At 65.1% G+C, this 21,470-nt stretch carries 20 protein-coding genes; 15 read left to right on the top strand and 5 right to left on the bottom strand.

Going from position 1 to position 21,470, the window contains the following annotated elements; all coding sequences use genetic code 11:
• Nucleotides 1-22: 22 nt before the first annotated feature.
• Both ACWEO2_RS33465 and ACWEO2_RS33460 read right to left on the bottom strand, forming a co-directional pair.
• Nucleotides 23-907 carry an NAD(P)-dependent oxidoreductase gene (locus tag ACWEO2_RS33465; protein WP_452408997.1) on the bottom strand — a complete coding sequence of 295 codons (885 nt, stop codon included), beginning with the start codon at nucleotides 905-907 and terminating at the stop codon, nucleotides 23-25.
• 267 nt (nucleotides 908-1,174) lie between these two features.
• On the bottom strand, nucleotides 1,175-1,783 hold the full coding sequence (locus ACWEO2_RS33460; RefSeq protein ID WP_452408996.1) for a GNAT family N-acetyltransferase: 609 nt from the start codon (nucleotides 1,781-1,783) through the stop codon (nucleotides 1,175-1,177).
• Between the two features lie 195 nt (nucleotides 1,784-1,978).
• Here ACWEO2_RS33460 and ACWEO2_RS33455 point away from each other — a divergent pair, with 195 nt between their 5' ends.
• The 5 genes from ACWEO2_RS33455 (at nucleotide 1,979) to ACWEO2_RS33435 (ending at nucleotide 6,620) form a co-directional block, all read left to right on the top strand.
• Complete coding sequence (locus ACWEO2_RS33455; RefSeq protein WP_452408995.1) at nucleotides 1,979-3,151, top strand: serine hydrolase domain-containing protein; 1,173 nt, start codon at nucleotides 1,979-1,981, stop codon at nucleotides 3,149-3,151.
• A 155-nt stretch (nucleotides 3,152-3,306) separates the two neighbouring features.
• The gene (locus tag ACWEO2_RS33450; protein WP_452408994.1) at nucleotides 3,307-4,008 is read left to right on the top strand and encodes a cupin domain-containing protein; all 702 of its coding nucleotides are present in this window, start codon (nucleotides 3,307-3,309) and stop codon (nucleotides 4,006-4,008) included.
• 266 nt (nucleotides 4,009-4,274) lie between these two features.
• Nucleotides 4,275-4,742 (top strand): hypothetical protein, encoded by a 468-nt coding sequence (locus ACWEO2_RS33445; protein ID WP_452408993.1) that lies wholly within the window; start codon nucleotides 4,275-4,277, stop codon nucleotides 4,740-4,742.
• A gap of 27 nt (nucleotides 4,743-4,769) precedes the next feature.
• Nucleotides 4,770-5,642 carry an alpha/beta fold hydrolase gene (locus ACWEO2_RS33440; protein ID WP_452408992.1) on the top strand — a complete coding sequence of 291 codons (873 nt, stop codon included), beginning with the start codon at nucleotides 4,770-4,772 and terminating at the stop codon, nucleotides 5,640-5,642.
• A 99-nt stretch (nucleotides 5,643-5,741) separates the two neighbouring features.
• Nucleotides 5,742-6,620, top strand: coding sequence for a DUF427 domain-containing protein (locus ACWEO2_RS33435; RefSeq protein ID WP_452408991.1), 879 nt, complete (start codon nucleotides 5,742-5,744; stop codon nucleotides 6,618-6,620).
• Nucleotides 6,621-6,630: 10 nt separating this feature from the next.
• Here ACWEO2_RS33435 and ACWEO2_RS33430 read toward each other — a convergent pair whose 3' ends face one another.
• Nucleotides 6,631-7,041, bottom strand: a complete 411-nt coding sequence (locus ACWEO2_RS33430; RefSeq protein WP_452408990.1) for a hypothetical protein — start codon at nucleotides 7,039-7,041, stop codon at nucleotides 6,631-6,633.
• Here ACWEO2_RS33430 and ACWEO2_RS33425 point away from each other — a divergent pair.
• Nucleotides 7,016-8,761, top strand: coding sequence for an MOSC domain-containing protein (locus tag ACWEO2_RS33425; RefSeq protein WP_452408989.1), 1,746 nt, complete (start codon nucleotides 7,016-7,018; stop codon nucleotides 8,759-8,761). The two genes, ACWEO2_RS33430 and ACWEO2_RS33425, sit on opposite strands and share 26 nt — an antisense overlap.
• 100 nt (nucleotides 8,762-8,861) lie before the next feature.
• Here the strand turns inward: ACWEO2_RS33425 and ACWEO2_RS33420 are convergent, their stop codons facing one another.
• Complete coding sequence (locus tag ACWEO2_RS33420) at nucleotides 8,862-9,512, bottom strand: arsenate reductase/protein-tyrosine-phosphatase family protein (protein ID WP_452409050.1); 651 nt, start codon at nucleotides 9,510-9,512, stop codon at nucleotides 8,862-8,864.
• A gap of 534 nt (nucleotides 9,513-10,046) precedes the next feature.
• Between ACWEO2_RS33420 and ACWEO2_RS33415 the strand changes: the two genes are divergently transcribed.
• From ACWEO2_RS33415 to ACWEO2_RS33405, 3 genes are all read left to right on the top strand, one after another.
• The gene (locus ACWEO2_RS33415; RefSeq protein ID WP_452408988.1) at nucleotides 10,047-10,577 is read left to right on the top strand and encodes a hypothetical protein; all 531 of its coding nucleotides are present in this window, start codon (nucleotides 10,047-10,049) and stop codon (nucleotides 10,575-10,577) included.
• A gap of 97 nt (nucleotides 10,578-10,674) precedes the next feature.
• A complete protein-coding gene (locus ACWEO2_RS33410) occupies nucleotides 10,675-11,922 on the top strand; it encodes a hypothetical protein (protein ID WP_452408987.1) in 1,248 nt (415 codons plus the stop codon).
• 18 nt (nucleotides 11,923-11,940) lie between these two features.
• On the top strand, nucleotides 11,941-12,921 hold the full coding sequence (locus tag ACWEO2_RS33405; RefSeq protein WP_452408986.1) for an AraC family transcriptional regulator: 981 nt from the start codon (nucleotides 11,941-11,943) through the stop codon (nucleotides 12,919-12,921).
• Here the strand turns inward: ACWEO2_RS33405 and ACWEO2_RS33400 are convergent.
• Nucleotides 12,899-13,948, bottom strand: coding sequence for a hypothetical protein (locus ACWEO2_RS33400; RefSeq protein ID WP_452408985.1), 1,050 nt, complete (start codon nucleotides 13,946-13,948; stop codon nucleotides 12,899-12,901). The two genes, ACWEO2_RS33405 and ACWEO2_RS33400, sit on opposite strands and share 23 nt — an antisense overlap.
• A gap of 422 nt (nucleotides 13,949-14,370) precedes the next feature.
• Here ACWEO2_RS33400 and ACWEO2_RS33395 point away from each other — a divergent pair, with 422 nt between their 5' ends.
• The 6 genes from ACWEO2_RS33395 (at nucleotide 14,371) to ACWEO2_RS33370 (ending at nucleotide 21,451) form a co-directional block, all read left to right on the top strand.
• Nucleotides 14,371-14,703: a hypothetical protein gene (locus tag ACWEO2_RS33395; RefSeq protein ID WP_452408984.1), complete on the top strand. Its 333-nt coding sequence runs from the start codon at nucleotides 14,371-14,373 to the stop codon at nucleotides 14,701-14,703.
• 252 nt (nucleotides 14,704-14,955) lie between these two features.
• Nucleotides 14,956-16,161 (top strand): cytochrome P450 family protein, encoded by a 1,206-nt coding sequence (locus ACWEO2_RS33390; protein ID WP_452408983.1) that lies wholly within the window; start codon nucleotides 14,956-14,958, stop codon nucleotides 16,159-16,161.
• Between the two features lie 262 nt (nucleotides 16,162-16,423).
• Nucleotides 16,424-19,231, top strand: a complete 2,808-nt coding sequence (locus ACWEO2_RS33385) for an aminotransferase class I/II-fold pyridoxal phosphate-dependent enzyme (protein WP_452408982.1) — start codon at nucleotides 16,424-16,426, stop codon at nucleotides 19,229-19,231.
• 38 nt (nucleotides 19,232-19,269) lie between these two features.
• Nucleotides 19,270-19,533, top strand: coding sequence for a hypothetical protein (locus ACWEO2_RS33380; protein ID WP_452408981.1), 264 nt, complete (start codon nucleotides 19,270-19,272; stop codon nucleotides 19,531-19,533).
• 420 nt (nucleotides 19,534-19,953) lie between these two features.
• Nucleotides 19,954-20,205, top strand: a complete 252-nt coding sequence (locus ACWEO2_RS33375; RefSeq protein WP_452408980.1) for an acyl carrier protein — start codon at nucleotides 19,954-19,956, stop codon at nucleotides 20,203-20,205.
• A gap of 13 nt (nucleotides 20,206-20,218) precedes the next feature.
• Nucleotides 20,219-21,451 (top strand): beta-ketoacyl-[acyl-carrier-protein] synthase family protein, encoded by a 1,233-nt coding sequence (locus tag ACWEO2_RS33370; RefSeq protein ID WP_452408979.1) that lies wholly within the window; start codon nucleotides 20,219-20,221, stop codon nucleotides 21,449-21,451.
• Nucleotides 21,452-21,470 lie beyond the last annotated feature (19 nt).

Below are 21,470 nucleotides of genomic sequence, written 5' to 3'. Positions count from 1 at the left end.
GGCCGGTGCCCGGCGTAACACGCTACCTCGGCAGTCCGGCCCGGCGGCGGGTCACGGCGGCGACGGCGGCCCAGTCCTTATCGCCGTCGCCGTGGGCCAGGGCGTCGAGGAAGGCGTCGCGCAGCACGCTGGCGAAGGGCAGCGGGACATTCGTCGCGGCGCCCGCGGTGAGGGCGAGGTTGACGTCCTTGAGGCCCAGGGGGAGTCGGAAGCCGGCTGGTTCATAGCGGCGTTCGGCGACCATTGCGCCGTAGCCGGCGTAGATCGGCCCGGGAAACAGTGTGCCGGTGAGCATTTCGACCAGGTCGGTGGGCCGGACACCGTGCGACTCGGCCACACTGCACGCCTCGGCCATGGACTCGATGGCGGAGGCGATCAGGAAGTTGACGCTGATCTTCGCGGCGTTGGCGTGGTGGGGGCGAGTGCCGAAATGCCAGGTGTGCCGGCCCATCGCGGACAGCAGCGGTGCTGCCTTCGTCAGCGCTGTCTGCTCGCCGGCGGCGAGAATGTTCAGTTCGCCCGCGGCGGCCACTTGGGGCCGGCCGAGGACGGGCGCGGCGACGTAGCCGATGCCGTGCTCGGTGTGCAGGGCTTCGGCCTGCTCGGCGAGCGCGATCGAGACCGTCGCCATGTTGAGATGCACCGCTGCCTTCGCACCGACCAACAGCTCGGGGTCGAGCAGCAGCTGCTCGACCGCTTGGTCGTCGGCCAGCATCGAGACGACCGCCTCGGCGGCGAATACGTCAGCGAGCCGCCCGGCCGCGTCGGCGCCCTGCGCGACCAGCGCGGCGACCGGCTCGGGGGAGCGGTTCCAGACCAGCAGCCGATTGCCTGCCCGAAGCAGGCTGGCGGCCATGCCCTGCCCCATCGCGCCGAGCCCGACGAAACCAACGGTCATTCCAGTCATCGCACACTCCTCGTTGTCATCGTCAGCCGACCGACTCAACGGCGGCCGCTTTCTGGTCGAAGGCCGTGCAGCTGGGCCGATGCCGACCGAGCCAGATTCATCGTGCCCTTTGTCGGGCATCGCCGCGGTCTATCTCGAGATGCGATTTTCGCTACCGAGCAGCTACGCCTGCGTTTCGCTCGGTGATTCCACTGCCGTACCAGTGCGCCAACACCATCACCGCCCGTACTGCTATCGCCTCGCCCTCGCGGCGAAGAGGTTCGGCCACTAGAGCGCGTCACCGATTGATTCCGGCTTCGCCCAGTCGGCTCGGTGTAGTTCGTACTCGACCTCGCCGTGTTCGGTGCCCGGGAGCGGGTCATCGAAGTGTTGGTGAAAGGTTCGAACGTAGGTGAGTCCGGCCTTTTCCATCACCCGGCGAGACGCGATGTTGACCGCCATGGTCTGGGCCCATATCCGCCCGACGTCGAGTTCGGTGAATCCCTTCCGGATCAACGCCCGTGCTCCCTCGGTGGCGTATCCCCGGCCCCAGGCCGACCGGGCGAGCCGGTAGCCGAGTTCGACGTCGGTGCTGCTGCCGCCCGGTGGTGGCTGCACGGCCAGCCAGCCCACAAACGCTCCGGTGGATCGCTCGACGGTGGCGAAGCGGCCGACCGAACTCCGCTGGTAATCGCGCAGGATCCCAGGTAGCACATGGTGCTCGATCTCGCTGCGCGGTGTGGGCTCGCCGGTCAGGAACCGCATCACCGTCGGATCACTGTCCAGCCGGACCAGGTTGTCGACGTCGGCATCGGTAAACCGACGCAACACGAGCCGATCGGTCTCCAGAAACACATCCACCAGCAAGCCTCCCGTCACGACGACCAGCAGCATCATTTCCGGAAACCGCCCAAGGGGTCCAACGTTTTTCGACCACCTACCACCTACGGGTTACCGCGAATCCAGGGAGGTACGACCGTGGAGGTAGGCGAACTCCGGGGGTTACCGGATAGGCGCGGGTGTACCTCGTCGCTACCGTCGTAGTCGTCATCTCGAAATGACCTTGGTCGCTTGGTGGAGAGGGGTAACAGCGTGGGTGCGAGCATATTTCGGCGGCGCGGCCGATACGCCATCGTCGCCGCAGTCCTGCTGGCCACGGCTGGCTGCGGCGGTAGCACGGCGACACCGAGTACGGCCGCACCGCTGCCAACACAGGTCTCCGACGCGCTGTCCGACCTGGTCCGCTCTGGTCTGCCCGGCGCGCAGGCCGTCATCAGCGGACCGGACGGACAGCACACTGTCACCGCAGGTGCTGGCGACCTCACCACCGGAGCGCCGTACGCCGACCGCGCCCATATTCGAATCGGCAGCGTCACCAAGACCTTCGTCGCCACGGTCGTCCTGCAACTCGTCGCGGAGGGCACCGTCGAACTCGACGCTCAGATCGAGCGGTACCTGCCGGGTGTGGTGCAAGGCAACGGCAATGACGGCAACCGGATCACCGTGCACCAACTGCTCCAGCACACCAGCGGTCTCGCGGACTTCGCCCCCGAAGACCCCGCACACAAGCTGCCCCAGCAACTCGATCAGACGACCGACGGCAAGGCGTACCGCGACTTCACACCGGCCGATCTGGTCGGCATCGCGATGAGCATGCCGCCGCAGTTCGAGCCGGGAGCGCGATTTCAATACACCAACACCAACTACGTGCTGCTGGACATGCTGATCGAACACATCACCGGCCATCGGCTCGCCGCCGAGATCAGCAGCCGCATCCTCGAACCCCTCGCACTGCACGACACCTACATCCCGTTGGCCGGTGACACCGGCCTGCGCGATCCGCACCCGCTCGGCTACCGCAGTGTCGACGGCAAGTGGGTCGACGCCACCGACTCGGAGGCGGCGTGGGCAGGCGCTGCCGGCGCGATCATCTCCACCGGCGCCGACCTGAACCGGTTCTTCACCGCATTGGTGACCGGAAAACTCCTTCCGGCAACACAACTCGCGCAGATGGAACAAACCATGCCGATGTCGCCCTCGACAGAGATGACCTACGGCCTCGGCCTGATCCGATTTCAGATGCCTTGCGGGAAGGATGGGAAGGAAGTGAAGGAGGTCTGGGGGCACTCCGGCGGCATTCCCGGCTTCAGCACCCTGGCGATCGCCACGCCCAGGGGAACCGCGGCAACCATCAGTGTCAACACCGAACAGACCAACGACGAGTTTTCCACCGCGGTGGCCGCTATCAGTTGCGCGGTCGCCTGATCCGACAGTTGCGACCGATCACCGCCCACCGCAACCACACCGAGCAAATGTGGCATCGGCGGCCCAGGCTTCCGATCCGGCGCGCCGATCCGCCGTCGTCCCTGGTCAGCGATAGCGTTGTTGATCCGACGACCTCCGAAAAGAGCGGAATCGACATGCCGGAAGAAGACGATGCGGGCGAGGATCACCAGGGCCGAATGAACCGCCGGACCGCGCTCGGTGCCGGCGCTGCCGCGCTCGGCGGCGCCGGGGTGGGCGGCGCGGTCGGCGCGCACCTATCCCGAGCCGCCAACGAGACGGATCTGGCGATTACCAACGAGATCAATGCCAATCTCAACAACGCGCGGCACTTGTTCAAGATCACCGCTGCGGAACCGCAGCAATTCGACGGCGGCAACCTGCGCGGTGCGACCGAAGACAACTTTCCCGTGCTGTCCGGACAGAACGGCGCGGTCTACCTGGTCCGGTTGGAAGTCGGCGGCATCCGCGAACCGCATTGGCACCCCACCGCATGGGAGCTGAACTACGTCGTTTCCGGATCCGCGAAATGGACCATCCTCGGCACGCACCTCGACGGTAGTTACCGCAACGACGTCTTCGAAGCCGGACAGGGCGATCTCGTTTTCGCGCCGCAGGGCTTTTTCCACTATTTCGAGAACGCTCGCACCGATATGCCGCTCGACGTACTCATCATCTTCAACACCAGCGTCCGCGAAGGCTCCGACGACATCGGAATCAAGGCCGCACTCAACGCCATCCCACGCGACGTGCTCGCCACCACCCTGGGCATCCCCGCCTCGGCGCTCGACGCCATACCCACCGACATCGCCCCCGTTGTCATCACCAAACGCCGCTGAACGCCGACGTGCGGCCTCCTACCACGACTGGGCACCGGCCGAATCGAGGTACGGCAATCACCGGGCGTGCGAGCTGGTTGGTCCAGCCGACGGTGTTGCGGGTCGGTAACTGCATCCGAATAGCCGAAGGCGAAAGGTGTGGCGCGATCCTCGCGGGGTAGGCAATCGATCGAGAGCAGGCATCTCGTCATCACCCGTCACCGCGGTGACGGCGCCGGGCAACCGCTGCACGCTGGAAGGACATCCCGCCAAACTAAGGAGCAGATATGTCCACCATTCACTTCAAGGAGACGACGAGCTCGACGCCCGAGCAGTTTGTCGCGGCGCTGACCGATTTCGGGCCCGGCCGCTCACAGCTGTTCGGCAACAGCACCGACGAATATCTCGAGGTGCATGCCCGGGGCCGCGACGAGGCCGACGTCACCGAGGGGTCGCGCGGCATCTGGGAACGCCTGCACTACGACTGGTCGGACCCCAATCGCGTCGTCATGACGACCACCGACTCCAACATATGGGGCGGCCACTCGGGCCACACATACTCCTTCGCTCGCCGGCCCGACGGGAAGACCGATATGGATGTTGTCGTGGTGCGCGAGGGCAAGAACCTCAGGGGCAAGGTGCTCGGCGTGGTGGTCGGGACGGTCGGCAAGCGCGTCTTGAAGCAGGCGCTCGATAACACCGTCAAGGCTGTCGAAGCTCGTAACAGCGGCGCGGGAACGGCGGAACGTTCGTGACCTCATAACGGGCAAGAGGAGTCAGAGATGACCGCTGTTCATCACCGCTCCGCGACCGTACAAGGCCAGAGGCTGTTCTATCGGGAAGCCGGTCCCGCCGACGCCCCGGCGATCGTGCTGCTGCACGGCTTCCCGACCAGCTCGTTCATGTTTCGCAACCTCATCCCCGCGCTGGCTGACCGATACCATGTGATCGCACCGGATCACCTCGGGTTCGGGCTGTCCGCCGCGCCCTCCGTAGCCGAGTTCGACTACACCTTCGACGCCTTGGCCGACTTGACCGCCGGGCTGCTCGAACAGCTGCATGTGCCGCGCTACGCGATCTACGTGCAGGACTATGGCGCACCGATCGGCTGGCGCCTTGCTTTGGCTGATCCGCAGGCCATTACCGCGATCATTTCGCAGAACGGCAACGGCTACGACGCTGGCTTCGTGGACAGCTTCTGGACCACCGTCTGGGATTACCAGCGCGCGCAGACCCCCGAGACCGAGGCCAACATCCGCACCGCGCTGACCCTGGAGACGACGAAGTGGCAGTACCTCACGGGGGTCGCCGACGTGAGCCTGGTCAGCCCGGATACCTGGCATCACGACTTCGCGCTGCTGTCGCGGCCGGGCAACGACGCCATCCAGCTTGCGCTGTTCCGCGACTATGCGACCAATCCACCGATGTACCCGGCGCTGCACGAGTATCTGCGCCGCTGCCACCCGCCGCTGCTGGCGGTGTGGGGCAAAGGCGACGAGATCTTCGGCCCGGAAGGCGCCCGGGCATTCGCCGAGGATGTACCGGACGCGGAAATCCACCTGCTCGATGGCGGGCACTTTCTCCTGGAGAGTGCTGGCGACGATGTCGCCGAACTGATCCGCGATTTCATGAGCCGCGCAACCGCCACTCGCTGACCTACGCAGAATCCCCAAGGCGCTCACCAAGAGTCCGCCGAGCCCCATCGCGCGAATTCGCCGCCAGCGAGCACATCGGCCAGACGAAGGGAGAAGGCAGTGGGTCTGGCATGGCAGCAAGGACCGTTGTCGGACAGGTCGGTAGGACAGTTCCTGGTGGCCGAGCCGCTGCCGGAACGGCTGTTGTTCGCCGAACCGCTCCGCAGACGGATGCGTGTGCAATTCGGTGGGCAGTGGATGGCCGATAGCGAGGACGTCGTCCTGCTGCATGAGCCCGGCCGCTACCCGGTCGCGTATTTCCCGCGCGCCGATGTTCGCGAGGGTGTCCTGGTGCCGGAGTCGCATACGACGAAACATCGCGACCTCGGAACGACGACGTGGTTCAGCGTTCACACCGCGGACGATCAGGCGCAGCGAGCCGCCTGGCAGTTCACCGACCTCCCGACCTACGCCACCGTGTTGCGAGACCGCGTCGCCTTCGCTTGGCGGTCGATGGACGCCTTCTACGAAGAAGACGACCGCATCGTCGGCCATGCGGCCGACCTCTACCACCGCATCGATATGCGCCGGACCTCCCGGCACCTGGTTGTCCGCGGCAGTGATCGGGTCGTCGCCGAGACACGACGTCCGGTCGCGCTCTACGAATCGGGCTTCGCACCCCGCTGGTATGTCCCTCGCGACGATATCGACGACTCCGCTCTGACCCCGGTGCAGGGCCAGACGTTTTGCCCCTACAAGGGCCTGGCCAGCTACTACGACATCGGGCAGCGCAAGCGTGCGGCATGGTCGTACCTAGAGGCATGGCCCGAGGTTGCCGCGGTGTCGGGGTGGGTGTCGTTCGAACCCGACATCGTCGACGTGTACCTCGACGGTAGGAAGCTCGTCCTCGAACCGGGCCAAGTCGTCATTCCGCATGGCATCGACCGCGATCTCGACCCCGACGAGCTGCGGCAACGGAGTCGGATCGGGCCTCGGTAGCCCCTTCTGGTCACGGCTGCCCGCGGCGGGCGCACCGTCGCTTCGCCCTGGCGGTCTCGCCCGATATAGGCAGCCAGTAGAAGGGAATGAATGCGGCGATCACGGCTAGGCCGAGAATGGGCAGCACGACACCCAGCACGATTCCAGTTGCGATCCAGGCGAGGGCCAGTCGGAATCGCCAGGCGATGGCTCGCGCGCCGACGGGATCAATGGTGGCGGCGAGCAGCCGGTGGTTTCGACGCGCGCAGGATCGCGCTCGGCGCCGAAGGCTGTCGAGCCGGTCTGCGCACCAACGGGTTCTGCCATTGCCCCAGTGTGCGGTACCGACCGCTGCCGAACGGGTACGGTCGACAACATCGCCGATGCCGCACCGTGGCAGGAGGGAGGCGAGCGGGATGCCACGGCTACTGTCACTCAACATCGGGCTACCCAAGGACGTGCCGTGGCAGGGCCGGACCGTCCACACCGGCATCTTCAAATACCCCGTCGCCGGACCGCTGATGGTCCGCAGGCTCAACATCGACGGGGACGGCCAAGGCGATCTCGAAGGTCACGGCGGGGAAATACGCGCCGTACTCGTCTACCAACGTCAGTCCTACGACTTCTGGCGGCACTACCTCGGACGCGACGACCTCGAATACGGCCGGTTCGGTGAGAACTTCACCGTCGACGGCCTACCGGACGACGAAGTCCACATCGGCGACCGCTATCGCATCGGTGACGCCGAATTCGAGGTGACCCAACCCCGTGTCACCTGCTTCCGGGTCGGCATGCGCCTGGGCGAACCCGAGATGCCCGCGCTGCTCGTCGCCCAGCACCGGCCCGGTTTCTACTTTCGGGTCATCACCGAAGGCCACGTGCAAGCCGGTGACGAGATCGTCCGTACCCGCCTGGGTCGGCACCGAATGAGCGTCGCCACCATCGACGCGCTGCTCTACCTGCCCGATCGCGACACCGACCAACTCCGCAGAGCAGTCGACATCCCCGCGCTCAGCCCCGGCTGGCAGGCATCGTTTCACGACCTGCTCGACGCGGCGACCAGACCACCCACCACTCCACTGCCCGGTACCGAATCCGTCGGTTGGCCCGGCTTCCGGACACTGCGCGTCTCCCGCGTCGTACCCGAGAACGCAGCCGTGACGTCGATCTACCTGGAAGCCGAGGACCGCCGCCCGCTGCCCCGGCCGCAACCCGGCCAGTACCTCACCCTCCGCCTGCCCGGCGCAGCCCACCCACCACCGATCCGCAACTACTCACTGTCCGCGGCGCCGTCCGACCGTGCGTACCGAATCAGCGTCAAGCGCGAGGCGCACGGCGTCGTCAGTACTTACCTCCACACGCGCCTCCGGGTCGGCGCAGTGCTCGAAGTCGCCTCCCCGCGAGGCGATTTCGTCCTACCAGCGGGCAACGACACCGGCCCCGTGATCCTGCTGTCCGCCGGAATCGGGGTGACCCCGGTCCTGGCGATGCTGCACGCACTCGCCGCCGCCCGCAGCACGCGCGATATCTGGTGGGTGCATACTGCGCGCTCAGCTGCCGAGCGCACCTTCGCCGACGAAGCTCATGAACTTCTGAGCTCCCTCATCCACGGCCATGAGCACGTTTTCTACACCCGCGAAAGCTCTGGAGCGGACCTGGCTCCGGCGGTCACCGTAGGTCGCCTCGACCACGACGCCCTCGCCGCCCTTGACCTGCCCACCGCCGCGACCGTCTACCTGTGCGGCCCCGACGCGTTCATGACTGCCATGCGCGAGGCGCTCACCGAACTCGGCCTGGCCGCCACCAGCATCCACACCGAATTGTTCGGGTCACGACCGGCGATCAACCCCGGCCTCACCGGTGTCGCCCGCGCAGCTCCGCATCCACCGCCCGGACCCCCGGGCACCGGGCCTCGCATCACCTTTTCCCGCAGCGGGCTCACCCTGCCGTGGAGCGATAGATATGCCACCGTCCTCGAATTCGCCGAAGCCTGTGACATACCCACTCAATGGTCCTGCCGCACCGGCGTATGCCACACCTGCCAGACGCCAATTCTCGCCGGTGCGGTCCGATACGGACCCCGACCGCTGGAACCTCCGGCACCGGGCACCGTACTCGTCTGTTGCTCACAACCAGAGACGGACCTCATCCTGGATCTCTAGAGGGGATTGTCCGATCAGGTCTGGGCGGTGCGCAATTCAGCCGGATCAGCCGCGTTACGCTACCGCTGCTCGGCGCGCTCGGACCACGATTTCTCGCCGGTCAGCGGGCCACCGCGAGGTCGAGACTGGCCAGCAGGTCGATCACGCGTCGGTTGATATCGTCGCGGATCGGCCGCACCTCGGCCACCGGCAATCCGGCCGGGTCGTCCACGATCCAGTCTTCCTGCCGGACTCCGGGTACGACCGGACACGAGTCGCCGCATCCCATGGTGATGATGATGTCGGCGGCCAGGATGATCTCGTCGGTCCAGGTCTTGGGGAACTCGTGGGAGATGTCGATGCCCACTTCGGCCATGGCCGCGACCGCTGCCGCGTTCAGCGCACCGCTCGGCTCCGACCCGCCGGACCAGGCCAGTGCTCGATCCTGTGCGTAATGCTCGAAGAAGCCCAGAGCCATCTGCGAACGGCCCGCGTTGAACGCGCACAGGAACAGCACCACTGGTTTCGTGTGTTCGATGCGGCCCTCCACCTTGGCCCGAGCGTGCAGCTGCTGCCGGGCGAAGCGCTCGGCCAGCAGGGGCAGATACAGCTGCACCGCCGCGCGCGCCCCGATCTGGGCGTATGAGTCGTGGAGGTAACGGTGAATTGTGTTGGCATCGAACAAGATCGTGAACTCCCGCTGCAGCCGCCGCTCGGCGCGGGCGAGCGCGGTGGCATGCACGATATCGAGGAGTCGGTAGGCCGGGGTGATCTCGGCGTACCCGGCCTGGTTCGTCCGCTCGGGCGTAACCACATCAGTCAGGGTGACACCGGCGCCCTTCCGCGGCAACCGAACTGGGGATGAACCGGATAGAACCCGCAGATTACGACACGGCGTACCGCCGAAGAAACCCCTCGGTACGATGCGTGTCGCGAAAACCGTTAGCGCAGCAGCCTTTCGCAGGATGGCGAAGTCAATCCATCTCGACGCGCACGGACGATGGCACGCCCCACCCCGGTACGGGCCGGCTGACGTGTCGATTGGCTGATGCGCCTGCTGTGTAGGTGGCGGCGGTTGCCGCTCGGTCGGAGCCGGCGCGAATACACGCCCATTTTACGCTGAGGGGCAGTGAATCTGCGTTGATCGGCACGGAATGTGTACTTGGTCGAAGCGGCGAGCACCGGTGGCCGACACTGCTCGGGTAGGCGCATGGTCGACCAACCTCGGAGGTCCCCATGGGGGAGCCAGCCCGCCTGTTACCCGCATTGCACAACCAACGAAAGGCGTTGTGGTGGTGGATGATTCATGACCGTTCTGGCATTGGACATCGGCCCGGCGGAATTCGCCGCGAGTCGGGTGGCCGGCGGCGTCTGTACGCGTGACATCCTGCGAATCCCGATACCGGCGAATGCGGTGTGGGACGGCTGCCGGGATCTGCTGCTCGATGTCGCCGGAGACGACGAGATCACCGCGGTCGGTATTGCCTGCGCAGGGCCGATCGACAAGTTGGCCGGAATGATCGCCCCAGCGGGAATTACGCAGTGGCACAGTGGATTCAACATTGTGACAGCGGTGCGCAGGCTATTCCCGGTCGCGGCCGTCGAGGTGGCGACCGACTGCCTGTGCGTGACCCTGACCGAACGAAACCTCGGCGGAGCGCACCGCTCGGAAGCAATTCTGGCCGGCGCCGGTATCCTCGCCCTGCTCGCTGCGGAACGAGTGGCACGCAACACACCACCCGGCCTAGGTGCCGTACATGTCACCGGGCACTTCCACGACCGAGCCGACTACCGCCCGGCCGGTCGAGCGATATGTGGTCGCCGCCGGTCGCGGTGAGCAAATTCCCGATCCCGCGCGTGCATCGACGCACCCTTACCTTCCAACAGGCGTGATGTACATGGCCATCAACCTCAACGAAACCGATAATCTGACAATGAAATTCCCCTTCGAGGAGCTGACCCCCAACCAGCTGTCGTTCGCCGAACGCGACGAGCGATATCGGCAGCTGCACGACTGGCCCGAACCCAGCTATCGACACCACTGCGGCCTACGGATGGTCTGGCGCTACGACGACGTGCGGGAGTTGATGGAAGCGGCCCGCCCCGGCATCTCGAACGCGAAATCGTTGGAGCCGCTGGTCGGTTTCGGGCGCATTGCGGCCAATCCCCGCGCCGTCGGCCATCTCTGTCGGCATCTGGTTCCGTTACCGGCGAAGGCGACCGCGGATCTGACCGACGGTGTCCTGCACAAACGGGTATGGGACACCTTGGCGGGCCCGGCGGGGCATTTCACAGTGCCGACGGCGCAGCGCCCGCACAAGATCGAAGAGTTGACCGAGCATTTCCACCACGCGCTGCGCACCGAACGCGACGCGGGTGACCACACCCTCGACGTGACGTCCTTGTCGATCGATTATGCGGCCCGGATCGTCGGCGCCGCGGTCGGTTTGCCGCCTGCGGACTGGCGGCATGTGGCGACGTGGAGCGGGGCCCAGTCCGGACTGCTGGGTCGGCGGATGCGCGGCCGTGAATTGGCCGAGGCGGTCGCCGGTCTCGGTCGGCTGTTCACGGTGAGCGCCGCCGCCATCGCATCATCCGGCGGACGGGATCGGACGGATGGATTGCCCGGCCGTCTGCACGCTGCCCGCATTCCCCGTCGAGTTGCCGTGTCCGCTGTAGCCAACTCGCTGGCCGCGGGCGTGCATACCATCAGCGGCAGTATTCAGCAGGGCCTGCAGCGCCTGCTGAGCAATCCGGACCGGCAATGGTGGCATCTGCTCGCCGACCAGGCATCGGCCACGCACGTCGCGGCCAAGGTGCTTCAGCTCGACCCAGGTCTGGTGGCTTGGAAGCGGCAGGTCGTGGGCTCGCTGACGTTGCGCAGCGGCACCGTGCTCGCGCCAGGGCCGGTCCTGGTCATGTTCGCCGCCGCCAATCGAGATCCGCGGGCCTTCCCGAACCCCTTGGATCTGCACGGCCCCGGCAAACTTCCGCTGACCTTCGGATTCGGCAAACACGTCTGCCCGGGCAAGCAGTTGGCACAGCTCGCAGTCGAGGTGTTCCTGCGGGAATTGCGCGTTCTCGCACCGGCCGCGCGTCTGGTACCGGCGCAGCAGCCGTCTCGGGCACGCCCGTCCGACTTGCTGTTCAGCGGAGCCGACCTCATCATTGTCACCGGCTGAACCATTCGAGGTGTCGCAATGGAGTACTACGAGCTCGACATCGCGGATGTCGACGAATGGACCGAAACCGCAAACAGTTTCGTCCCGATGGATCATCGCTACCGCGAACCCGAGCGCTGGCAGGTGGCCATGACGGTCCAGCAGACAACCACCTACCGCCTACTGCGCTGGGATCAGCCCGGTGACCGGCTGGCCTTCCGCACCCCATCGAACATCCGTCGGGTTTCGGCCGAGGACTTCTACTGGGTGGTCGTCCCGCAGCGGGGACGGTTCGCCGCGGCCGACGAGCGCGGAATGACCCAGATTACGCCAGGGCAGGCGGCGGTGGTGGCACTGGATCGGCAGTGCCGGTTGCATATTCCCGGCTCGGTGGCCTACGGCTTCCAGGTGCCGCGCGCCGAGTTCGCGCGACCCGGCCTGCAACGTCCGGTGCTCGACCTCGGCTCGGGTCTCGGCAGGATCGCCGCGGGCATGATCCGCGATCTGCATGCCGAGCGGTCCGCGCTGACCAGCCGGGAGTTCAACGCGGTCTGCGACCGGATCGCCGAGCTGCTCTGCATGATGACCGAGGGCGATAACCGCCCACAGCAGAGTCATTTGACAGAGCTCGCCGAGACCGTCCGGCAGTACGTGCGCCAGCACATCGGAGCAGCGGACCTCCGCCTGCCCGAGGCGGCGCGGGCATTGGGCTGGTCGCCGCGACAGCTGCGCACCGCGCTGCATCAGGCGGGCACCACGTATCGGGAAGTGCGCCAAGATGAAGCGCTGCGGGCGGCTCGGACCATGCTCGAAAACCCGGAGACGACAGCAACAATCGGAGAGGTCGCCGCACGCAGCGGCTTCACCCTCACCTGGTTCTCCGCCGCCTTCAAGGCACGATACGGCGAGACACCCCGAGAATTCCGCAAGCGCAGGTTGGCCGAGACGGTCCGGCCGACAGCGACTCTCGGCCCAAGTGCCGCCGCAACAGAGAGCGCTACCCGGTCACTCGCTCCATGAGCTCCGCGAGCAACCGCAATGCCCGATCCATCTCGGCTTCGGTCATCCGAGCCATACCGCAGGATGTGCTCAGGCCACCGAATGGGCGGCTGTAATACTGCCGGGCCTGTGTCAGTGCCGTGACGATTCGTTCCGCATCGGCCTGCTCGTGCACGATGCCCGCATAGATCGGCACGTCGGTGGTCAGCTGTTCCAGTTGCCGATACATATCCGGGGTGTCGACGAGTGGCAGCACATCGGCGCCCGCAAGCGGAATATGAATTCCTTCCAGAGTTCTGCCCTCGGGCCATTCCGCCACGATTGCATTGGCCAGCAGGACGACCGGTTCGTATCCGTTGATCTGCTTCATCCAGCTGGTGTGTTCCCAATCGCCGCGGCACAGATGGATGGTGACCCGGGCGCCTGCGGGCATACGGCGCACGAACTCGGCCAGATCCGAGGCCAGTGCGACCGCCTTTGCCGCGCGTTCCTCCCGCGACTCGATGGTTTCCATCGTCACCGTGCGTCCGGGGCTCTCCAGCTGGAACACCACATCGCCGTGGAACAACCGATGGATGGCCGCGATCTCCGCCAGTGCCGGTTTGCGGAATGACTCGTAGTGGTCGGTGACGCCGGCCGCTCCCAGAGCGAAGAAAGCGTGGTCGTAGGGGTCGATGATATTCGCTTGATAGGGCTTCTGTTCGCCGTGCTCGTGGATCATGCGGTCCAGAATCGGTTTGGCCGCCTCGGCCTGCTCGAAATAGCCCAGCAACACGGGAGGGATCTCGAGTTCAGCTTTGCCCTGGTACTCGTAGCTCGGCATACCTTCGTATCCCAGCTCGATATTTCCGTTGTCGACTTTCGTCATGCCCGGAAGTGCGAAGGTGGCACGCAGGCGCGGCATGATCCAGCTGGGAAAAGCCGTATCTCCCTCCGGAAATGAGGGCAGATAGTGCCACAGCGATTCGAATTTCCGCATCGCCGTCTGGCGTGTCGGAGCATTGGCGCTGCCCACCAAATAGGTTACTGGAAGAGAAAGATTCGTCACCGTTGGCCGTCCTTTCATCCATGCGGTGCGGGGAACTCTAGCGACGGAACAGGGCAGCGACGGTTTCAGGTGTTCTCGCTGGTGGGGACTCGTGGCGCACCGGCTGTTCGCGCCATCTGCATCGCCGCCCGGCTTTGTTTTTGTGCCGTCGAATTCTGTTGCGAGGCAGGAGCTGTGGATTTGCGTGGCGAGGCGTGCGTCAGCCGTCGACACTGACCTGGCACAGCTCGCCCCAGCCGTCGATCAGCAGCCGACCAGGTCAGGCAAGTCCGCTCCGGCATTTCCGCGCGGTCGCGGCGGTTTGGCGATCAGCGAGAATTGGAGTACATCGTGGCCGATCTCTTGCCGTTCGTAATCGCCGGAATTGTATCCGGCTCGGTTTATGGGCTGGCCGCAATGGGTTTGGTGCTCACCTATAAGACGTGGCACTGGAATCGTTGGCCCGCATTGTCGACCGGACGACATTGGAGTTGCGGATCGCCGCGACGGTCTCGAGCACCAGCGACATGTCGTGCTCTCCGACGCCACGTGCGGCGACGATCTGCCGGCCTGTTCGGCCATCGGTGATTCCGGCCATCAAGGACTTCGGCGACGCCCTCGACAAATACATACCGGGCCTGCGGGGCAGTGGGGACTTCAGCGCGCCGCTGCTGTGGCCGTGGGCAGGCGGGCAGTTGTTCCTGGCGGCGGTGTATTCCACTCCGCCAACGGTGGTAAGCCGACGTGCATCGACCAGGCCACTGCCGCTGCGGTGATGAAGGCACTCACGCCGGCATAGCCATCCGACCCCGTCATCGGCGAGGCGGTGCCGATCCGCCGCCTCGCCGATGCATGCCTCGACCAATTCGACGATCCGACTCCGAGTTATGTTCTTGCGCCTCAGAATTCGTTTACCAGGCACAAGATACCGATTCGCCGGGCCAGCCATCCGTTCGCGATCGACACTGACCCGGCACGCACTCACACGATCTGTCGTGCCACCTGTCGATCACACCATTGGAGCCGACATGACGGAATCTGCCATCCAGCTGCCCACCCCCGGCGAGACGGTCTTACAGACCTATGAACGCATCCGCGAGCGCGGTCCGATCGTTCCCATCGAATTTCCTGGCGGCGTTGCGGTCTGGGCGGCGGTCAGTCATCGCGCCGCCAGCGAGCTGCTCGCCGGTGACGGAACGCTCTTCAGCAAGAATGCCAAGAACTGCCCGGCACTGCATGACGGCACCATCCCGGCCGATTGGCCGATGCGCACCCTCACCGACATGGACCACATGCTCAACAAGGACGGCGAGGATCACCGACGGCTGCGCAAGACGATCAGCAAGGCATTCACCCCCGCCAGAGTGGCTGCGCTCGAACCTCGTATCCAGCGAATCACCAACGAACTCATCGATGCATTCCCCCTCGACAACGGCCCGGTCGATCTCGTCTCCGCGTTCAATACCCCGCTCCCTGTGCGGGTGATCTGCGAGCTGTTCGGGGTTCCCGAAGACGAACAAGAACTGATCCGGGACTGGACCACCACGCTCGTATCGCATACCAGCACCGCCGAGCAGATGCAGACAGCGATGCAGGCGATGACCGTGTATCTCGCGGAGTTGATCGAGCGCAAACGGCGCACGCCCGGCGACGATCTCACCACGGCGCTGCTCGAACCCGACGGGAGTGGCCTGACAACCGACGAGATGGTGAGCATGCTGTGGTTGGCGATCGCGGCCGGGCACGAGACAACCGTGCACCTGCTCGGCAACGCGATCATCACGCTGTGCGCCCACCCCGATCAGCTCACCAAGGCTCAGGCCGAGGACCGGTGGAGCGATGTCGTGGAGGAGGTCCTGCGCTACCGCTCGTCGGTGTTCACCGTCAATCTCCGCTATCCGCTGGAGGATGTCACGATCGCCGGAGTCGATATTCCCGCGGGTGCGCTCATCACGTGGTACGGCGGAGTCGGCCGGGATCCGGAGCACTATCCCGATGCCGATACCTTCGATATCGACCACGACCACCGCGATCAGCTGGCCTTCGGCCGCGGGCCGCATGTCTGTCTCGGCGCGCCCCTGGCCCGGCTGGAGATCCGTATCGCATTGGCCACGCTCTTCAGCCGGTTCCCCGAGTTGAGCCTGGCCTGCGATCCCGAACAGCTCCCGTACCCGCCCCAGTTCATGACGTCCGGACCGTTGTGCCTCCCAGTGCATTTGAAACCCATTGCGTGAAGTCGGCGTCCCGGTCGCACACGTGGAGTGGTGGCCCGGTGGAGGGCATCGAGGCGGCCCTCGTTGAGGGCGCGGCGGTGGCCGAACTCGGGGCCGATGTCGGTCTCATCGGCGCCGCAGCCTCGGGGCCGCCGCCACGACTGCCGGACAGCTAGGAATTTGCTCGACGGCGAGGGACAATATTGCGGGATGAGTGTTCCAGGGTGATCTGTCGTCCTCGACAGATGACTTCGCCCACCGATCGAGTGGCGAAACTGACGACATGCACCGAGACGGACAGCGCCCGAAAGGGCTTAGTGTTTCCGCGCTGGCGGCGGTAGCGAACCCGTCGTACTCGCGAATCGACACGTGGAATCTGCTCGATGACGCGTGCCGTCGGCTCGCCGATGTCAACCGGGCCGGGCTGGACACCACCCACGAAGCCGCCCGGGTGCGGCGCCTCCTCGATCGTCTCGGCGCCTACGAGCGGTACTGGCTGTACCCGGGCGCGGCGGGACTGGCAGCATTTCGCGGATACGTCGCCGATCTTGCAACGGCGCGGCTCACCGACGAGGTATCGCTGGCCGTGCGCCTGCTCTCCGAGTACGGCGACGGTGCGGCGGTATTCGACACCTCCGTGCCGTTGGCCGATCAGGAACTCGTGGCGCGGGCAAAACAGCAAAAGTTCTTCACCGTCCTGCTCGGTGACGATTCGCCGCCCGAGGCTCCCGAGAGCCTGGCGGAGAGCCTGCGGGCGCTGCGCGACCCGTCCGACGATGTGCGGTTCGAGCTGCTCGTCGTGTCGAGCATCGAGGACGCCATCACCGCGGTCGCGTTGAACGGCGAGATCCAGGCGGCGATCATCCGGCATGACCTGCCACTTCGTTCATGCGACCGGGTGCCGTTGATGAACACACTGCTCGGCGCCAACGACGACGTGATGGTGACCGACCGCACCCAGAACTGGGTCGAATGCGGCGAGTGGATCAGGCAGCTGCGGCCGCATATCGACCTGTATCTGCTCACCGACGAGTCGATCGCAGCGGAGACCGAAGCAGAGCCGGACGTCTACGACCGCACGTTCTATCGCCTCAACGATGTCACCGACCTGTACAGCACGGTGCTCGCCGGCATCCGGACCCGGTTCGCCACACCGTTTTTCGACGCCCTGCGGGCCTATGCGGCCGCGCCGGTCGGCCAATTCCACGCCCTTCCCGTCGCGCGTGGCGCCAGCATCTTCAACTCCAAGTCGCTGCAGGACATGGGCGAGTTCTATGGCCGCAACATCTTCATGGCCGAGACGTCGTCCACCTCCGGCGGGCTGGACTCACTGCTGGACCCACACGGCACGATCAGGACGGCGATGGACAAGGCCGCGAAGACATGGTGTGCCAATCAGACGTACTTCGTCACCAACGGAACATCCACCGCGAACAAGATCGTCGTGCAAGCCCTGACCCGGCCGGGCGACATCGTGCTGATCGACCGCAATTGCCACAAGTCGCACCACTACGGCCTGGTGCTCGCCGGGGCGTACCCGATGTACCTGGACGCCTACCCGCTCGAGCCGTTCGCGATCTACGGAGCCGTATCCCTGCACACCATCAAGAAGGCGCTGCTGGACCTCGAGGCGGCCGGGCAATTGGACCGGGTGCGCATGCTGCTGCTCACCAACTGCACCTTCGACGGCATCGTCTACAACCCCCGGCGCGTGATGGAGGAGGTCCTGGCGATCAAGCCGGATATCTGCTTCCTGTGGGACGAGGCGTGGTACGCATTCGCGACCGCAGTGCCGTGGGCACGGCAGCGGACCGCGATGGTTGCCGCCGAGCAACTCGAATCGACATTGTCCTCGCCCGGGTACGCCGAGGAATACCGGACGTGGCGTGCGTCGATGCAGGGCGTCGACCGCGCCGAATGGAGCAACCACCGGCTGCTTCCCGACCCAGGGCGCGCGCGGGTGCGCGTATACGCGACCCATTCCACCCACAAGTCGCTGTCGGCGCTTCGGCAGGCGTCGATGATCCATGTCCGCGACCAGGATTTCCGAGCTCTGGTCCGAGAGGCGTTCGATGAGGCGTTTTTGACCCACACCTCGACCTCGCCGAACCAGCAACTCCTGGCGTCGCTGGATCTGGCGCGGCGGCAGGTCGACATCGAGGGCTTCCAGCTGGTCCGGAACGTCTACGATATGGCGCTGGTCTTCCGTCACCGCGTCCGCAAAGACCGGCTGATCGGCAAGTGGTTCCGCATCCTCGATGAGGCCGACCTGGTGCCCGACGAGTTCCGGGCCTCTGAGGTCAGCTCGTACCGACAGGTCAGGCAGGGTGGCTTGGCAGAGTGGAACGAGGCGTGGCGCTCCGATCAGTTCGTGCTCGACCCGACCCGGGTCACCCTGTTCATCGGCAAGACCGGCATGAACGGGTACGAGTTCCGCGAGAAGATCCTGATGGACCGGTTCGGCATCCAGATCAACAAGACCTCGATCAACAGTGTGCTACTGATCTTTACGATCGGCGTCACCTGGTCGAGCGTGCACTACCTGCTCGACGTGCTGCGCCGAGTGGCTACCGACTTCGAGCGCAGCCAGAGCGCGGCCGGTAAGGCCGATCACGCCCTACAACAGCGTCGGGTCGACGAGATCACCAAGTATCTGCCAGCGCTGCCCGACTTCAGCGAGTTCGACAACACATTTCGTCCCGACGGCGCCAGCTCGTTCGGCGATATGCGATCGGCCTTCTACGCCGGGTACGAGGAGTCCGACCGCGAACATGTCCTGCTCGGCGACGCCGGGCGACGGCTCGCCAAGGGGAAGACCCTCGTGTCCACCACCTTCGTCGTCCCTTACCCGCCCGGCTTCCCGGTGCTGGTCCCCGGCCAGGTGCTCTCACGGGAGATCCTGTATTTCCTGGCCGAACTCGACGTCAAGGAAATTCACGGATACAACCCCGACCTCGGGTTGTCGGTCTTCACCGAGGCCGCGCTCGCGCGGCTGGCCGCCGGTCGGCACACAAATACCGCAGCGGCCGACGGCGCGCCGAAGGCGGCTCCGGCGCCAGCGCCGGCCACCGCCGGGTCAGGGGCCTCGTAGGCGTCCAGCAGAGCGACGACCCGCCGTGGCGGCCGACCATGACGATGCCATCGCGCACTCGCCATCCGAACTCGGCGCCGGAACGCCGCGCCGAACTGGTAGAACTTCCCACGCGCCCAAGAGGTTTCGGCAGCGCGTCGCGCAAGGGCGCGATGGAAAGTGTTCTCAGCAGGTCGATGATGTACCTTCGGCCGGGTGTACTCGGTGGCGGTCAGACCCCGCCGCAAGATCCGGGCGTCGAGTTCGTGGCCAGCACGTTCGATTTCCCTGATGCGAGCGAACTTTTGGTGGCGCTGCTCTGAAGTTCCTATCTCGCCCCAGTGCGCGGCATCCAATTCGTACCGCAAAACCCGGTCTCTTGTGCCTTGACCGACATACGACGGAGTGCTGTCGCGTGGATCGACGAGAGCGTAGACATAATGCTGCAGGTGATCGGCGATCTCGCTGCGCAAACGATCAGTCATCATGTGAAATCACCTTTCTGCGGCTCACCGGTCTCGGCGAGTGCATGTGGTGCGCGACATCTTCACCTACCATCCCGCGCTGTCTCGGGGGCCGGATCGCCTGATCGATCGTGATGCACAAAGATGCGGATGCGATGTCCCGGATAGTTCGCCGCTGGCAGCTAGATGCCACGCAGGTATCCGGGGTCGCATTCGACGCTAAGTTGAATTCAACCGATTTCGAACTCTTCGATCGGTCATTCAGAAAGGAAACAGTCGATGCCCGTTCTGGCTGCTGGCGAAAAAGATCAGATCAAAGAAACCGTCTGCACGATCCTCGAACTCGAGCCGGAAGAAGTCACCGACAGTAGCCTGTTCAAAGACGACCATGGCGCTGATTCGTTGCTGGCCATCGAAATCCTCGCGCAGCTGGAACGCACCTTCAGGATTACGATCGATCAGTCCGAACTCGAGCGTCTGGTCAACCTCGAGGGTGTGTATGCCGTTGTCGAGGAGGCGAGGGCGGCCTGAGGACGAGAGCGCCATGAGTGCAACCGGCAATCTTTCGGGGCGCAGTGTTGTAATTACCGGCCTCGGTGCTGTTACGAGTGTGGGTATTGGTGCCGATGAATTTCTCGATGCATTGCGCGCTGGTCGTCATGGCGCCGCCCCGATCGCGGCGTTCGATACCACAGGATATCCGAAAACAATCGGGTGTGAGGTTTCGGATTTCGTTCCGGAACAATGGCTGGGTGCGCATCGGGCCGAAGAACTTGGGCGGGCGACGCAATTCGCGGTCGCCGCGGCCCGAATGGCTCTGGCGGACGCCGGTGTCGGCGAGTGTCGATTGCGCAATCGTCGCGGACTGGTCGCCGTCGGCACAACTGACGGCGAATCGCGTGATCTCGATCGGATGATGCAGAGCTGGCTCGACGATGGTCCGGACAGCATGGAACCCGAGCTTGCCCGCCGAATCCCGGTCAGCCGCCTGTCGACCAGCGTGGCCCGCGAGCTGACGTTGACCGACGTGGAGGCCGTCACCATCCCCACTGCGTGCGCGGCCGGCAATTACGCCATCGGATATGGCGCAGATGCTGTTCGCAGCGGGGATGTTGAATTCGCACTGGTGGGTGGGGCGGACGCGGTGTGCCGGAAAACCTTCTCCGGCTTCTATCGGGTCGGCACAATCGCGGCCGAGCGGTGTCGGCCGTTCGATGCCGATCGAGACGGAATTCTGACCGGTGAGGGTGGCGGCGTGCTTTTTCTGGAGTCTTTAGATTCGGCACTCGAACGCGGGGCGCGAATTTATGCGGAGATTCTCGGGTACGGTCTCAACTGCGACGCCAAGCACCCCGTGGCGCCGGATCTCGACAGCTTCGGTCGCTGTATGAAGTTGGCGCACGAGGATGCCGGTATCAGGTCACAGGATATTGATTTCATTTCCGCTCACGGCACGGGCACCAGAGCGAACGATGTAACCGAAGCGGGCGCAATCCGCCACGTATTCGGCGAGTGCCCGCCACCGACTACATCGATAAAATCGATGATCGGTCACGCTATGGGCGCCGCCAGTGCGCTGGCTGCGATCGCGTGCTCTCTGGCTATTGCTAACGGGTTCATTCCGCCGACTGTCAATCACCGCCACACGGATCCCGATTGTGCACTCGATGTAGTTCCCAACCGCGCTCGCCCGGCCGATCTGCGGGTGGTGCAGAACAATGGGCTGGCGTTCGGCGGTAATAATGCCGTGCTGATCCTCGGCCGTTACCGGGAGTGATCATGACCGCAGGCGAATA

Source organism: Nocardia sp. NPDC004278, assembly GCF_053602975.1.
The sequence above is the reverse complement of the archived record's forward strand: the minus strand, read 5'-3'. Positions and strand labels throughout refer to the sequence as shown.

Excerpts from the sequence above, each read along its gene's own strand:
- ACWEO2_RS33385 (WP_452408982.1), top strand. The coding sequence starts at position 16,424 with ATGCACCGAGACGGACAGCGCCCGAAAGGGCTTAGTGTTTCCGCGCTG.
- ACWEO2_RS33405 (WP_452408986.1), top strand. The coding sequence starts at position 11,941 with ATGGAGTACTACGAGCTCGACATCGCGGATGTCGACGAATGGACCGAA.
- ACWEO2_RS33380 (WP_452408981.1), top strand. The coding sequence starts at position 19,270 with ATGACGATGCCATCGCGCACTCGCCATCCGAACTCGGCGCCGGAACGC.
- ACWEO2_RS33460 (WP_452408996.1), bottom strand. The coding sequence starts at position 1,783 with ATGATGCTGCTGGTCGTCGTGACGGGAGGCTTGCTGGTGGATGTGTTT.
- ACWEO2_RS33370 (WP_452408979.1), top strand. The coding sequence starts at position 20,219 with ATGAGTGCAACCGGCAATCTTTCGGGGCGCAGTGTTGTAATTACCGGC.
- ACWEO2_RS33445 (WP_452408993.1), top strand. The coding sequence starts at position 4,275 with ATGTCCACCATTCACTTCAAGGAGACGACGAGCTCGACGCCCGAGCAG.
- ACWEO2_RS33415 (WP_452408988.1), top strand. The coding sequence starts at position 10,047 with ATGACCGTTCTGGCATTGGACATCGGCCCGGCGGAATTCGCCGCGAGT.
- ACWEO2_RS33450 (WP_452408994.1), top strand. The coding sequence starts at position 3,307 with ATGCCGGAAGAAGACGATGCGGGCGAGGATCACCAGGGCCGAATGAAC.
- ACWEO2_RS33430 (WP_452408990.1), bottom strand. The coding sequence starts at position 7,041 with ATGTTGAGTGACAGTAGCCGTGGCATCCCGCTCGCCTCCCTCCTGCCA.
- ACWEO2_RS33465 (WP_452408997.1), bottom strand. The coding sequence starts at position 907 with ATGACTGGAATGACCGTTGGTTTCGTCGGGCTCGGCGCGATGGGGCAG.
- ACWEO2_RS33410 (WP_452408987.1), top strand. The coding sequence starts at position 10,675 with ATGAAATTCCCCTTCGAGGAGCTGACCCCCAACCAGCTGTCGTTCGCC.
- ACWEO2_RS33390 (WP_452408983.1), top strand. The coding sequence starts at position 14,956 with ATGACGGAATCTGCCATCCAGCTGCCCACCCCCGGCGAGACGGTCTTA.
- ACWEO2_RS33440 (WP_452408992.1), top strand. The coding sequence starts at position 4,770 with ATGACCGCTGTTCATCACCGCTCCGCGACCGTACAAGGCCAGAGGCTG.
- ACWEO2_RS33425 (WP_452408989.1), top strand. The coding sequence starts at position 7,016 with ATGCCACGGCTACTGTCACTCAACATCGGGCTACCCAAGGACGTGCCG.
- ACWEO2_RS33375 (WP_452408980.1), top strand. The coding sequence starts at position 19,954 with ATGCCCGTTCTGGCTGCTGGCGAAAAAGATCAGATCAAAGAAACCGTC.